Origin of the sequence: Agrobacterium sp. ST15.16.024, assembly GCF_027956545.1 — a bacterium.
In the GTDB taxonomy this organism is placed as follows: Bacteria; Pseudomonadota; Alphaproteobacteria; order Rhizobiales; family Rhizobiaceae; genus Agrobacterium; species Agrobacterium cucumeris.
The window spans coordinates 514,836-528,694 of record NZ_JAQKGO010000003.1 but is presented as its reverse complement, the minus strand read 5'-3'; the positions used below and the strand labels follow the sequence as shown (position 1 = coordinate 528,694).

The window sequence follows — 13,859 nt, the reverse complement described above, 5'->3', positions numbered from 1 at the left end:
TTAGAGTAACATGACGAAAGCACTTGATGACGCCGCTCCTCTGGACAGCAAGGCACTGGCAACGCTTTTTACCGAGGCGCGCACCCATAATGGCTGGACGGACAAGCCGGTCAGTGACGAGACGCTGAAGGCGCTTTACGATCTGACGAAGATGGGGCCGACCTCGGCCAATTGCTCACCCGGCCGTTTCGTGTTCGTGCGCAGCCCGGAAGCCAAGGAAAAGCTCCGGCCCGCACTATCTTCCGGCAATCTCGAAAAGACCATGGCGGCCCCGGTCACGGTCATCGCCGCAATCGACAGCGAATTTTACGAGAAGCTGCCGGTGCTGTTTCCCCATGCCGATGCCCGTTCTTGGTTCACCTCCAGCGCGGCCATGGCCGAGGAGACGGCCTTCCGCAATGGCACGCTGCAGGCGGGTTATCTCATTCTCGCGGCCCGTGCTTTGGGGCTGGATACCGGGGCCATGTCCGGTTTCGACAAGGGCAAGGTGGATGCGGCATTTTTTGCTGGCACGACGTGGAAATCCAATTTCCTGATCAATCTCGGCCATGGTGATCCGTCGAAGCTCTTCGGCCGCCTGCCGCGGCTTGGCTTTGAAGACGCCTGCGTGCTGGTTTGATGGCCTGTTAAGGAAGGATGGGTTAGATGCAGATGATGTCTCTTGAAAAGGAAGCGGAAATGGAGACGAAGACTGCAGAGCAACGCAGCCTCGATTATAGAAACGCCATGGCGCGGCTCGGTGCGGCGGTCAACATCGTCACGACCAGTGGTGCAGCTGGTCGTGCCGGCTTTGCAGCAACCGCCGTCTGCAGCGTTTCCGACAATCCGCCCACGCTTCTTGTCTGCCTCAACCGCAATGCCTCAGCCTATAAGGTGGTGAAGGCAAACGGTGTCATCTGCGTCAACACGCTCGCCGCGCATCACGAGGTGCTGAGCACGCTTTTCGGTGGCAAGACGCCGGCCGACGAGCGTTTTGCTGCCGGCAGCTGGGGGGTGCTTGAAACCGGCGCGCCGGTTCTGGAAGACGCGCTCGTCTCCTTCGACTGCCGCATCCGCGAGACCCATGACGGCGGCACGCATGATATTCTGATCTGCAATGTCGTGGATATGAAGATCAATGGGGGCGATGAGGCGCTGATGTATTTCAACCGGCGTTATCGGATGCTTTGAAGGCGGTCTGTCGACAACATCCCGCGGAACGGTTCTGTTTGGCGCGGCCATAGCATCCGCACACCGTCACCCCGGACGAAACGTATCGTCGTTTCTCAGAAATTCGAAGGGCGTTTCCGGTTTCCCGGAAACGCCCTTTTCGTTACTTGATCAGCGGCAGAAGATCGTTGATCGACTTCTTCGCATCACCGTAGAACATCCGCGTATTGTCCTTGTAGAACAGCGGGTTCTCGATGCCGGAGTAGCCTGTGCCCTGGCCGCGCTTGGAGACGATGACGAGCTTCGACTTCCACACTTCCAGCACCGGCATGCCGGCGATTGGCGAGTTCGGGTCGTCCTGCGCCGCCGGGTTGACGATGTCGTTGGAGCCGATGACGATGACGACGTCGGTATTGGGGAAATCGTCGTTGATTTCGTCCATTTCCAGCACGATGTCGTAGGGCACCTTGGCTTCGGCCAAGAGCACGTTCATGTGGCCGGGAAGACGGCCCGCGACGGGGTGGATGGCGAAGCGCACGGTCTTGCCGTCGGCGCGCAGCTTGCGGGTCAGTTCCGAAACCGCGCTTTGCGCCTGCGCTACCGCCATGCCGTAACCGGGCACGATGATGACGCTGTCGGCATCGTTCAATGCCGCTGCGACACCTTCGGCGTCGATAGCAACCTGCTCGCCCTCGATTTCCATCGCCGGACCCGTCGTGCCGCCGAAACCGCCGAGGATGACCGAGACGAAGGAGCGGTTCATGGCCTTGCACATGATGTAGGACAGGATCGCACCCGAAGAGCCGACCAGCGCGCCGGTGACGATCAGCAGATCGTTGCCGAGCGTGAAGCCGATGGCAGCCGCCGCCCAGCCGGAATAGCTGTTCAGCATCGAGACGACGACCGGCATGTCGGCGCCGCCGATGCCCATGATCAGGTGATAACCGATGAAGAAGGCCAGCAGCGTCATCAGCACCAGCGACCATGCGCCCGCGCCGTTGCAATACATGATGAGCAGCACGAGCGACAGGATCGCGGCGCCGGCATTAAGGACATGTCCGCCCGGCAGTTTCTTCGCCTTGCCGTCCACCTTGCCGGCAAGCTTGCCGAAGGCGACGACGGAGCCGGTGAAGGTGACCGCGCCGATGAAGACGCCGAGGAAGACCTCAACCTTCATGATCGCCAGTTCGACAGGCGTCTTGTGGGCGAGGATGGCGGAGAAGCCTGTCAGCAGCGAGCGTGCCGTCTCATCGAGCGAGGCGACATGCGCTTCTTCGATATGGGCGTTGAAGCCGATGAAGACGGCGGCGAGGCCAACGAAGGAGTGAAGGGCTGCCACAAGCTGCGGCATTTCGGTCATCTGTACGCGGTTTGCGACGTAATAACCGAGGACGGAGCCACCCGCGATCATCAACAGGACGATGAAGCCTATGCCGACATCAGGTCCGAAGACCGTGGCGGCGGCGGCAAGGCCCATGCCCGTTATGCCGTACCAGACGGCGCGTTTGGCGCTTTCCTGGCCGGAAAGGCCGCCAAGCGAAAGGATGAAAAGAACGGCTGCGGCAACATAGGCCGCGGAAACGATACCAATGGTCATTTATAAGATCCCCGCTTGGCTTACGACTTCTGGAACATGGCGAGCATGCGCCGTGTCACGAGGAAACCGCCGACGATGTTGATCGTCGCGATCAGGACGGAAAGCGAGGCAAGGATCACCACCAGCCAGTTGCCGGAGCCGATCTGCAGCAGCGCGCCCAGAATGACGATGCCGGAAATGGCATTCGTCACCGCCATCAGCGGCGTGTGCAGCGAGTGGCTGACATTCCAGATGACCTGGAAACCGATGAAGCAGGCGAGCACGAAGACGATGAAGTGGCTCATGAAGCTTGCCGGTGCAAACAGACCGACGAGAAGCAGCAGTGCCGTGCCGATAACGAGCAGCCCGACCTGGTTTTTCGTCTGTGCCTTGAACTCGGCCCGTTCTTTTGCGTGCTTTTCCTCGGGCGAGAGTTCTTTGGCTCTTTCCTTCGGTTTCTGTGCGGCAATCGCCTGGATTTTCGGCGGCGGCGGTGGGAATGTTATCTCGCCCTGATAGGTGACGGTGGCGCCACGGATGACATCGTCTTCCATGTTGTGAACCGGCTTGCCGTCTTTTCCGGGCGTCAGATCGGTCATCATGTGACGGATGTTGGTGGCGTAGAGCGTCGAGGCCTGCGCCGCCATGCGGCTCGGGAAATCCGTGTATCCAATGACGATGACGCCATTGTCCGACACCACGCGCTGGTCGGGAACCGTCAGATCGCAATTGCCGCCGCGCTCGGCCGCAAGGTCGATGATGACAGAACCGGGCTTCATCATCGCCACCATGTCGGCCAGCCACAGCTTCGGGGCATCGCGACCCGGAATGAGCGCCGTGGTGATGACGATATCGATCTGCGGTGCGAGCTCGCGGAACTTCTCCAGCTGCTTCTCGCGGAATTCCGGCGAGGAGGGGGCGGCATAACCGCCGGTGGCGGCACCATCCTGCTGCTGATCGGTGAAATCGAGATAGACGAATTGCGCGCCCATGGATTCGATCTGCTCGGCCACCTCAGGGCGAACGTCGAAGGCATAGGTGATGGCGCCGAGCGAGGTGGCCGTGCCGATCGCCGCAAGGCCGGCAACGCCGGCACCGATCACCAGCACCTTGGCGGGCGGAACCTTGCCGGCGGCGGTGACCTGACCGGTGAAGAAGCGGCCGAAATTATTGCCGGCCTCGATGACCGCGCGATAACCGGCGATATTGGCCATGGAGGACAGCGCGTCCATCTTCTGTGCGCGGGAAATGCGCGGCACCATGTCCATGGCGATGACGTTTGCGCCCTTTTCCTTGGCCTGCTCCAGAAGGTCCTTGTTCTGGGCGGGGTAGAAGAACGAGATCAGCGTCTTGTCCGAAGACAGGCGATCAATCTCCGACGTTTCCGGCGGACGAACCTTGGCGATGATGTCGGATCCGGCGTAAAGCGCATCGGCGCCATCAACGACGGTAACCCCGGCTGCGCGATAGGCGTCGTCGGAAAATCCCGCCGCCTTGCCCGCACCGGCCTCAACGATGCAATCATATCCGAGTTTCTGCAATGCCTGGGCGCTGTCGGGCGTCATACCGACGCGCGCCTCGCCTTCATATAATTCCCTGGGCGTCCCGATCTTCAAAATGGCTCTCCCTGTGCCTGATAATATAGGGGGGTCATAACCTATTCAGGGGGGCTTTGTCTTCATATTGATTTTGTCTTGCCTGCGACGGAATGACAGCCCGCTGCGACAGTCTCTTTCGATATGCCGGCTTGCTACGTAATAAAAAAACCCGGTGCCTGCGCACCGGGTTCCGAAAGTGTCGATCAGGATGGTGATCAATCCATTGTGTGGATGTCGCGATCCTTGGTTTCCGGCAGGAACAGCAGGCCGATGACCAGCGTGATGCCTGCAAAGACGATCGGGTACCAGAGACCGTAATAGATGTCGCCCTTCGCCGCGCTCATCGCAAAGGCGGTGGCGGGCAGAAGACCACCGAACCAGCCGTTGCCGATGTGATAGGGCAGCGACATGCCGGAGTAGCGGATGCGGGTCGGGAACAGTTCGACCAGAAGCGCCGCGATCGGGCCATAGACCATCGTCACATAGATGACGAGGACGGTAAGGACCGCAATGATGACGACCCAGTTCACGGCTGCCGGATCGGCCACCATGGTGAAAGCGCCGCCGCCGGCAATGGTGTAGACGGCCATTTCCGCCGCACCACCGGTCTCGGCCGGTGTCAGCAGCTTGTCCGCCACCAGCTTGTCGGTTGCCACCATCTTCTTGTCGGTGGCGCGAACGGCTTCAGCATTGAGGCTGAGTTCCGGGTTTGCGGCGATGAAGGCGTCCAGTTTTGCGTCCGGAACCTGCGCTGCGCCGCGCACCAGCGGATAACCGCTGTCATGCAGTGCGATGTTGACCTGCTTCTGGAAGGTCTTGTCCTTGGCCGCCGCATCCGCACCGGCTGCGATCGCGTCGTAACTGGCGATGGTGGCGTCGCCGAGCTTGACGCTCGCCGGCTGGCCGGCCGTTCCGGCAACCACGTCATAAGGCACGGAGTTGCGGGTCAGGAACGAGGTGGCGATATCGCAGGATGTGGTGAATTTCGCCGTGCCTGTCGGGTTGAACTGGAATTTGCAGTCGCCGGGGGCGGCGGTCACGGTGGCGCGAACGGTGGACTGTGCTTGCGCAAGTGCCGGATTGCCCGCCCAGGTGAGCGCTTTGAACAGCGGGAAGTAGGTCAGCATCGCAAGAACGAGGCCGGCCATGATGATCGGCTTGCGGCCGATCTTGTCGGAAAGCCAGCCAAAGAGCACGAAGAAACCCGTGCCGAGAATGAGGGCGGCCGCAACCATGATATTGGCTGACTGACCGTCCACCTTCAGAATGCTCTGCAGGAAGAACAGTGCGTAGAACTGGCCGGTGTACCAGACGACGGCCTGACCGATGACGGCGCCGACGAGGGCAAGCAGGGCGATCTTGGCGTTTTTCCACTGGCCGAAGGCTTCGCTGAGCGGTGCCTTGGAGGTCTTGCCCTCTTCCTTCATCTTCTTGAAGGCGGGGGATTCATTCATCTTCAGACGAATCCAGACCGATACGCCGAGCAGCAGAACCGAAACGAGGAAGGGAATGCGCCAGCCCCAGGCGGCGAAGGCTTCCTTGCCGAGTGCGAACTGCACGCCGAGAATGACCACCAGCGACAGGAACAGGCCGAGCGTCGCCGTCGTCTGAATCCACGAGGTGTAATAGCCTCTGCGGCCGTTCGGCGCGTGTTCGGCCACATAAGTTGCGGCACCGCCATATTCACCGCCGAGCGCCAGACCCTGCAGCATGCGCAGGATGATCAGGATGATCGGAGCGGCGATACCGATCTGTGATGCACTGGGCAGGACACCGACGAGGAAGGTGGAAACACCCATGATGAGAATGGTGATGAGGAAGGTGTATTTACGGCCGACGATATCGCCGAGACGTCCAAACACCAGCGCGCCGAACGGGCGCACGAGGAAGCCGGCGGCAAAGGCCAGAAGCGCGAAGATGTTGCGCGTCGTTTCCGGATATTGGCTGAAGAAGTTCGCGCCGATATAGATCGCGAGCGAGCCGTATAGATAGAAATCGTACCATTCGAAAACCGTTCCGAGAGAAGAGGCGAAAATCACCTTCTTCTCCTCGCCCGTCATTGGACGGGCGGGGCTGCTCACGGCTGCAACATTTGCCATTGTCTGTCCTCCACAGATGTCCCAATCGGCGCAGTGCGGAGCCCGTCTCTCTCCTCCGGGCTCCCCTTTCGGTTGCAATGCGCATGACATCAGAGTGACAGAAAATTAACCCCAATAAGAGCGATGCTTTCGGATTATGACTTTAGTCTAATGTATAACGTGCAAAAATGTCGCAGAGCGGTTTTTGCCTGCCGGGAGCGGACGGACCGAAACATGCCTTTTTTCTTGACACAAACAAGAAACCTTCTAATAGCTTCTCGCGAAGAAGGAGCATCACCTTGCGCAGGCATGTTGCAGACATGATTGTCATGGAAGGACCGGCACAATCCGCCGGCGATGATCCGCGTCTTTCTTATTCCATCCGAATTACGGCCAAAACGACGATTAAAACCGTCTGACGTCTCTGGCCCGCCGCTCTCTCCCCGGTTTGGCTGGGGATCGAGGAAGCCGCGATGCGATGCGGTTTCCCCACCTCACCCAAAAGAGGAGAGACAGAAAGAGAGCTTGATCATGGGTTTCAAAGTTGCAATTGCAGGCGCCACCGGCAACGTCGGTCGCGAAATGCTCAATATCCTCGCCGAACGCGGTTTTCCGGCCGATGAGATCGTGCCGCTCGCTTCCGCCCGTTCGCAGGGCACGGAAGTCTCCTATGGCGATCGTACGCTGAAGGTTTCCAACCTCGAGAATTACGATTTTTCCGACACGGATATTTGCCTGATGTCGGCTGGCGGCGATGTGTCCAAGAAGTGGTCGCCGAAGATCGGCCAGCAGGGCTGCGTCGTCATCGACAACTCTTCCGCATGGCGCTACGATCAGGACGTTCCGTTGATCGTTCCGGAAGTCAATGCCGACGCGGTCGAGGGTTTTTCCCGCAAGAACATCATCGCCAACCCGAATTGCTCCACGGCCCAGCTCGTCGTCGCGCTGAAGCCGCTGCATGACTTCGCAAAGATCAAGCGCGTCGTCGTTTCCACCTACCAGTCGGTTTCCGGTGCCGGCAAGGAAGGCATGGACGAACTGTTCCAGCAGACCCGCGCCGTCTTCGTCGCCGATCCGGTTGAAACCAAGAAGTTCACCAAGCGCATCGCCTTCAACGTCATTCCGCATATCGATGTCTTCATGGAAGACGGTTACACCAAGGAAGAGTGGAAGGTTCTGGCCGAAACCAAGAAGATGCTCGACCCGAAGATCAAGGTAACCTGCACGGCCGTGCGCGTTCCTGTCTTCATCGGTCATTCGGAATCGGTCAATATCGAGTTCGAAAACGAGATCACCGCCGATCAGGCGCGTGACATCCTGCGCGAAGCGCCGGGTTGCCTCGTCATCGACAAGCATGAAAATGGCGGCTACATCACGCCGGTTGAATCCGCCGGTGAAGATGCGACCTATATTTCGCGTATCCGTGAAGATGCAACGGTTGAAAACGGCCTCAACATCTGGGTCGTCTCGGACAATCTGCGCAAGGGTGCTGCCCTTAACGCCATCCAGATCGCCGAACTCCTGGTCAATCGTGGTCTCATCAAGCCCCGCAAGGCGGCTGCGTGATACGATTTTTTAAGGTTCGTTAAGTATAACCCGTCTGTTCTGTGTGGGGCAGACGGGTTTTCCATTGGTGACGATCACGGCCAGTTTATTTGCAGGCCTTGCTGCCGAAAGGCAATTTAAGCCGCCAAAAGACAATTTGGCACCCGAACCCCTGCAACGGCGACGTGTTGGTTCTCGGGATGAATTCCCCAAAGGATATCGAAGGCAGATTTTGATGCGGGCAATGAAGGCAATTCTGGCTGGTGTGGCCATGGTCTCGGTTTTGGCAGCGACGCCGGTTATGGCTGCGCAATGCGGCAACACTTCGGCAGGCTTCGATGCCTGGGTCGGCGCCTTCAAGCAGGAAGCGGCGGGCCGCGGCGTCAGCGCTTCGGTGCTCGACCGTGCCTTCTCCGGCGTCTCCTACAATCAGGCGACCATCCGCGCCGATCGCGGCCAGCACAGCTTCAAGCTGTCCTTCGAACAGTTCATGCAAAAGCGCGGCGGTCAGACGATCATTTCGCGCGGCAAGACCATGAAGAAGAACAACGCCTCTCTCTTTGCTTCGATCGAGAGAGCTTACGGCGTTCCGGCCGGCCCGCTTCTGGCTATCTGGGGCATGGAAACCGGCTTTGGCGGCTTCATGGGCAACCAGCACACGCTTTCCGCCGTTGCAACGCTTTCCTTCGACTGCCGCCGTTCGGATTATTTCACCGAGCAGCTTTATGCGGCGCTGAAGCTCGTCGGCAGCGGCTCGCTTAACGTCAACGCCAAGGGTGCCGCCCATGGTGAAATCGGCCAGACGCAGTTCCTGCCATTGAATGTCGTGCGCTACGGTGTGGATTTCGACCGCGACGGACGGGTCGATCTCGTCGGTTCGCGCGCCGATGCGCTGGCCTCTACGGCCAACTTCCTCGTCGGCCATGGCTGGCAGCGTGGTGCCGGTTACCAGCAGGGGCAGGCGAATTATGCCGCCATCCAGGGCTGGAACGCCGCAAGCGTCTATCAGCAGGCCATCGCCTTCATCGGCAAGGCGATCGACGGCCAATAAGGTCGCTTTCCAAGGACTAAAGGCCCACTTTCGTCATGCCGGACTAGATCCGGCATCCAGCCACGGCGCGTCTGCGCCGCGAAAGATCCTTACGCGATCAAAGACTTGATCGCACTGGACCCCGGACCAAGTCCGGGGTGACGAAGTTGAATATTATTGGCGGCGACTACGCGTCTAAATCACAGATCCGGGCGGCGAAAGTCGCCCGTTTTGCCGTCCATCACCCACAATTCGCCGGTCGAGATATCGAACCACGCGCCGTGCAGCTTCACCTTGCCGGCGGTCTCCTGCGCCTTGACGAAGGGGAAACCGCGCAGATTGGCGATGGAGTTGCGGATGGAGACGCGTTCCAGCGCGGTCTGTCGCTCGGAGGCTGTCATGACGTCATTGCTCTGGATCTGTTCGGCCGCAGATTTGACCATGTTCATCCATTTGCCGATGAAGTCACCGGGTGACAGCGGCTCGAGATTGGGGTCGAGGGCCGCCTGAATGCCGCCACAGCGGCCGTGGCCCATGACGACGATGTCTTTCACCTTCAGAACCTGCACGGCATATTCGATGGCCGCCGAGGTGGCGTGGTATTGTCCATCCGGCTCGAAAGGCGGCACCATGTTGGCGACGTTGCGGACGACGAAAAGCTCTCCCGGTCCGCAATCGAAAATGGTTTCCGGCGCTGAACGGGAGTCACAACAGGCAATGAACAGGGTCTGCGGTTTCTGTCCGGTATCGGCCAGAACGCGATATCTTTCGCGCTCATCGACGTAGCGGCCGCTCATGAAGTTCTTGTAGCCGTTCAGAAGAGTTTCCGGAAAATCTTTCATCTATCGCAGTACCGTTATGCTTGGACCAAGATCACGGGGCGAACCTGGCGCGTTGAAGACCAATCCTTTAGAGCATTTTCGCTTTTCTTCGAACCGCGAAACCGAAACCGCTCCAACTTCCTGTTGCCGCATTTCCGGATGGAAAACCGAGGGCCGCTTTTCCTGGAAATGCTCTAGCCGCTATTTGCGCTTGCTGCGTGAAGGATGCAAGAGATGACGCATCTGCACCATGGCCATGGGTGTGGAAAGACTTGAAGAATCGGTCTCCAGCGTCAGCTCGTTCATCTCGCGTTTTTTCGTGCGCGCCAGGATTTCGAACACGCTGGCGGTGGCCAGTTGCAGCGCCTTTTCATCATCCAGGCCTTCCAGCAGGCGGGCGAGGAACAGCGCCGACATCAGGTCGCCAAGCCCGTTCGGCGCATTCTCGATGGCGCGGTGTTCGGCCAGAAGGGCGTGCCGGCCGCTGAGGTAAAGATTGCCGGTACCGCCCGCCATCATCGGCACGGCCGAGGTGACCAGCATTTTCGGCGGGCCGAGTGCGAGCGCCGCATCCATGATGGCATTGTTGGTTTCAAGCTCGGCGCCGCTCATCCACGCCAGTTCGTATCGGTTCGGTGTCGCGACGGTCGCAAGCGGGATGAGGTGGTCGCGGATGGCTTCGGCGGTCTCAAGGGGAATGTAAAGCCCGCCCAGATCGCCCATCACCGGGTCGCAGGCATAAATAAGCCCCGGGTTCTTTTCCTTCAGATTGCGGATCAGCCTTGCGACGGAGCGCACCTGTGACGCGCTTCCAAAATAACCGGTCAGAACAGCCTTGACCTCGCCGACCCATTTGGCGTTCTCAAGGTCGGTCATGGCCTTGTCGAAGTCGTCGTCCTGAAAGCGCATCCGCGTGGACGGGCCATGGCCGGGATGCCAGGGCATGACGATGGTGGGCACTGCCCATACCGGATAACCAAGGGTTTCCAGCGCGAAGACCGCGGCGCGATTGCCGACTGATCCACGCATGACGTGGCTGGAAATGACGATGACGGCGCCCTGTGTATTTTCCTGCATCACGGCCTTCTTGCTTTCAAATGTCGCAGAAGCGCGCAAGTGCCCCTGCCTAGAGATCAAGATGCGCTCTCATGACATATCGCAAGGCCGGTTTCCACCGTTAATCCCGCAAGGGTCTGTCCCGCAAAAGGAAGGGCGGGGCCGGGCGTTCCTGCGCTGCCGGGTTGCCTTCCCGTCATTGCTGGATGGGCGAGGTGCTTTTTATTGGCGTATCGGGTCCTCCGAAAAGCGCGCTACACTTTTGGGTCTGATGCCCTATAGTTGTAATATGCTCGATCTCGTCATTGCCTATTGGCCTCATATCCTTGCCGTCCTTTCCATTTTGATGGGAACCGTGGCGGCCGTGCATGCCACGATGACGAAGGAGGAAGTCCGTTCCGCACTGGGCTGGGTTGGCGTCATCGTGCTGTCGCCCATCGTCGGCGCGGTCATCTATGCCATTGCCGGCATCAACCGTATTCGCCGGTCGAACATCACGCAGCAGCGGTCCTTCATGCAGGACGAGATCATGGATCGCGTGGCGCGTTTCGATGCGGACGCAGAACTGGTTGCCACGCGGTTTGGCCGTCGTTTTGAAGCGATGAAGACGCTGGGTGACCGGGTGACACGCCACGCGCTGACGACCGGCAACACCATCGAACCGCTGGTGACGGGTGACGTCGCCTATGCCGCCATGCTGGAGGCGATCGGGGAGGCGAAGCGGTCGATCATTCTCGAAACATATATTTTCGACAATGACAGGATCGGCGCCCGCTTCGTTTCGGCGCTCGAGCAGGCAAAACTGCGCGGCGTGGAAGTGAGGGTGCTCATCGATGCGGTGGGGGCGCGATATTCCGTACCCAGCATCCTGCCGACGCTCCGGGACAGGGGCATCATCGCCGATGTCTTCAATGGCAATGTCATCATGGGGCTGCGGTTGCCCTATGCCAATCTGCGCACCCACCGCAAGATACTGGTGGTGGACGGGCGCATCGCCTTTAGCGGCGGCATGAATATCCGTGAGGGTTTCACGCTGGAATTCGGTGGCGAGAAGCAGTCGCACGATACCCATTTCAAGATTACCGGGCCGGTGGTTTCGGATTTTTTCTCCATTGCGGCGGAGGACTGGCGTTTCACCACGAAAGAGCGTCTGGACACCCCGGTCTGGGATATTGCCATTCCCGACGGTGTGCCGGGTTCGCAGATCGTCGCCCGGGTTTCCTCCTCGGGGCCGGATAAAAGCATCGAGACCAGTCACAAGATGCTGATGGGTGCGTTTTCCGTCGCCCGTTCCTCCATTCTTATCATGTCGCCCTATTTTCTCCCTGATCGGGAGCTTATTTCGGCACTCATAACCGCAGCAAGGCGGGGAGTGGTGGTCGATATCATCGTGCCCAAAAGCAACAATCTGGTGCTTGTGGACAGGGCGATGACGGCGCAGTTCGACCAGATGCTGAAGAATTATTGCCGCATCTGGCGGGCGACTGGGGCTTTCAATCATTCCAAGCTTCTGGTGATCGACGAGCGCTGGACCTATATCGGCTCCTCCAATCTCGATCCACGCTCGCTGCGACTGAACTTCGAGATCGATCTCGAAGTTATGGATGAGGCGTTTGCCGGGGTGATCGGGGAGCGCATCCGGGATGCGCGAGCGACCGCGCTGCCGGTGCGGCTCAGCGAACTGAATGCGCGCCCATTCGTTGTTCGTTTCGTGGAGCGTGTCCTTTGGCTCGCTTCGCCCTATCTTTAGAGCCTTGGATGTGCGGAGACATTGACGCGTGAAGAAAAACGGTTTGCTGAACAGCGAAAAAACGGCCCTGGCGGCAAATAGCAGTTTGCCCGCCTTCGTCATGCAGTCGCTGCGCGACCATCGTCAGCGGCAGAAAGCGGTGCAGGCGGCGAAAGACCATTCCTTCCCCGTCATCGCTTCCTACAATGTGCATAAATGTGTCGGCCGCGACCGCAAGTTCGACCCTGATCGCACCAGCCGCGTCATTCAGGAAATCGGCGCTGATATCATTGCGCTCCAGGAGGCGGACAGCCGTTTTGGCGAGCGCACCGGCCTGCTCGATCTTGCCCGGCTGGAGCGGGAAAGCGGCCTCATTCCCGTACCGGTGCAGGCAGGAGTGAAGGCGCATGGCTGGCATGGCAATGTCGTGCTGTTCAGGGAAGGTGCCGTCAGGGACGTGCACACGCTGAAACTGCCGGGGCTGGAGCCGCGCGGCGCGCTTGTCGTGGAGCTGGATCTGAAAAGCGGCGGCACGCTGCGGGTCATCGCCGCCCATTTCGGCCTGCTGCGGCATTCCCGCGCCCAGCAGGCGAAGGCGCTGATCGGGCTGCTGGAAGCGCGCAACGAATGCGCGACCGTCCTCATGGGAGACCTCAACGAATGGCGCCTCGGCAACGGCTCGTCGCTCAACACATTCCGGGACGCTTTCGGCGCATTGCCGCCGGCGGTTCCGAGTTTTCCCTCCAACCTGCCGGTGCTGGCGCTCGACAGGATCATCGCCAATCGGGAAGGTCTGGTCGAGCAGGTGGAGGCGCATGACAGCGCGCTGGCGCGCGTCGCTTCCGATCATCTGCCGCTGAAAGCCGCGGTCCGGACCGACCTGCTTCAGGCCTGATCCCACCACGACATGGCACGTCGCTGGCCGAGGCTCAGGCCGGGTCGGGTTAAAGCCGTTGCGCCGCCGCCATGTGGTTGCGCGAGCGCGCCTCCAGCAATGACCTGCGAATGGCTTCCATCAGTCGCTCTCGATTGTTTCTGGTCTTGCACCGGTCGAGATTTTGCGCGGCAAGCGCGAGATCAAGACCCTCGTGCATCACTATCGAATAGGCAACGGTTGTTGCCCAGTTTTCGTAGTCCTGCTCCATCATGTCGCCCCTGAACTAAATCATTTAGTCCGAATCACCCAGTTCTTGAAAGTTACCATAAAATTCAAAGCATAAAATAGAATTGTTTCTTTGGTGGTTCGTTACCCTGTGAAGCTATATTGCTTTTTGGCA

General features: G+C 59.5%; 12 protein-coding genes. 6 read left to right on the top strand and 6 right to left on the bottom strand.

Annotated elements, in window-relative coordinates:
- Positions 1 to 10: 10 nt before the first annotated feature.
- Both PL640_RS14475 and rutF read left to right on the top strand, forming a co-directional pair.
- Positions 11 to 619, top strand: coding sequence for a malonic semialdehyde reductase (locus PL640_RS14475; RefSeq protein ID WP_271362377.1), 609 nt, complete (start codon positions 11 to 13; stop codon positions 617 to 619).
- A gap of 26 nt (positions 620 to 645) precedes the next feature.
- Complete coding sequence (gene rutF, locus PL640_RS14470; protein ID WP_271362376.1) at positions 646 to 1,170, top strand: NADH-dependent FMN reductase RutF; 525 nt, start codon at positions 646 to 648, stop codon at positions 1,168 to 1,170.
- Positions 1,171 to 1,312: 142 nt separating this feature from the next.
- Here rutF and PL640_RS14465 read toward each other — a convergent pair whose 3' ends face one another.
- The 3 genes from PL640_RS14465 to PL640_RS14455 all read right to left on the bottom strand — a co-directional run bounded on the left by PL640_RS14465 (position 1,313) and on the right by PL640_RS14455 (position 6,422).
- Complete coding sequence (locus PL640_RS14465) at positions 1,313 to 2,746, bottom strand: NAD(P)(+) transhydrogenase (Re/Si-specific) subunit beta (RefSeq protein WP_142840581.1); 1,434 nt, start codon at positions 2,744 to 2,746, stop codon at positions 1,313 to 1,315.
- 20 nt (positions 2,747 to 2,766) lie between these two features.
- Positions 2,767 to 4,341, bottom strand: coding sequence for a Re/Si-specific NAD(P)(+) transhydrogenase subunit alpha (locus tag PL640_RS14460; protein ID WP_271362375.1), 1,575 nt, complete (start codon positions 4,339 to 4,341; stop codon positions 2,767 to 2,769).
- Positions 4,342 to 4,538: 197 nt separating this feature from the next.
- Positions 4,539 to 6,422, bottom strand: coding sequence for an MFS transporter (locus PL640_RS14455; RefSeq protein WP_271362374.1), 1,884 nt, complete (start codon positions 6,420 to 6,422; stop codon positions 4,539 to 4,541).
- 510 nt (positions 6,423 to 6,932) lie between these two features.
- On the opposite strand from PL640_RS14455, the gene PL640_RS14450 reads away from it, so the two are divergent.
- Positions 6,933 to 7,967, top strand: coding sequence for an aspartate-semialdehyde dehydrogenase (locus PL640_RS14450; RefSeq protein ID WP_142840579.1), 1,035 nt, complete (start codon positions 6,933 to 6,935; stop codon positions 7,965 to 7,967).
- Positions 7,968 to 8,181: 214 nt separating this feature from the next.
- Complete coding sequence (locus PL640_RS14445) at positions 8,182 to 8,997, top strand: lytic murein transglycosylase (RefSeq protein WP_142840578.1); 816 nt, start codon at positions 8,182 to 8,184, stop codon at positions 8,995 to 8,997.
- Positions 8,998 to 9,176: 179 nt separating this feature from the next.
- Here PL640_RS14445 and PL640_RS14440 read toward each other — a convergent pair whose 3' ends face one another.
- Both PL640_RS14440 and pdxY read right to left on the bottom strand, forming a co-directional pair.
- Positions 9,177 to 9,818 (bottom strand): carbonic anhydrase, encoded by a 642-nt coding sequence (locus PL640_RS14440; RefSeq protein WP_035224474.1) that lies wholly within the window; start codon positions 9,816 to 9,818, stop codon positions 9,177 to 9,179.
- Between the two features lie 180 nt (positions 9,819 to 9,998).
- A complete protein-coding gene (gene pdxY / locus PL640_RS14435; RefSeq protein ID WP_142840577.1) occupies positions 9,999 to 10,874 on the bottom strand; it encodes a pyridoxal kinase PdxY in 876 nt (291 codons plus the stop codon).
- A 268-nt stretch (positions 10,875 to 11,142) separates the two neighbouring features.
- On the opposite strand from pdxY, the gene PL640_RS14430 reads away from it, so the two are divergent.
- Together PL640_RS14430 and PL640_RS14425 are read left to right on the top strand one after the other, a co-directional pair.
- Entirely contained in the window at positions 11,143 to 12,603 is a 1,461-nt protein-coding gene (locus tag PL640_RS14430) for a phospholipase D-like domain-containing protein (protein ID WP_269703431.1), read from the top strand.
- A gap of 28 nt (positions 12,604 to 12,631) precedes the next feature.
- A complete protein-coding gene (locus tag PL640_RS14425; protein ID WP_046801539.1) occupies positions 12,632 to 13,477 on the top strand; it encodes an endonuclease/exonuclease/phosphatase family protein in 846 nt (281 codons plus the stop codon).
- 49 nt (positions 13,478 to 13,526) lie between these two features.
- Here the strand turns inward: PL640_RS14425 and PL640_RS14420 are convergent, their stop codons facing one another.
- The gene (locus PL640_RS14420) at positions 13,527 to 13,730 is read right to left on the bottom strand and encodes a hypothetical protein (RefSeq protein ID WP_271362373.1); all 204 of its coding nucleotides are present in this window, start codon (positions 13,728 to 13,730) and stop codon (positions 13,527 to 13,529) included.
- Positions 13,731 to 13,859: the final 129 nt, after the last annotated feature.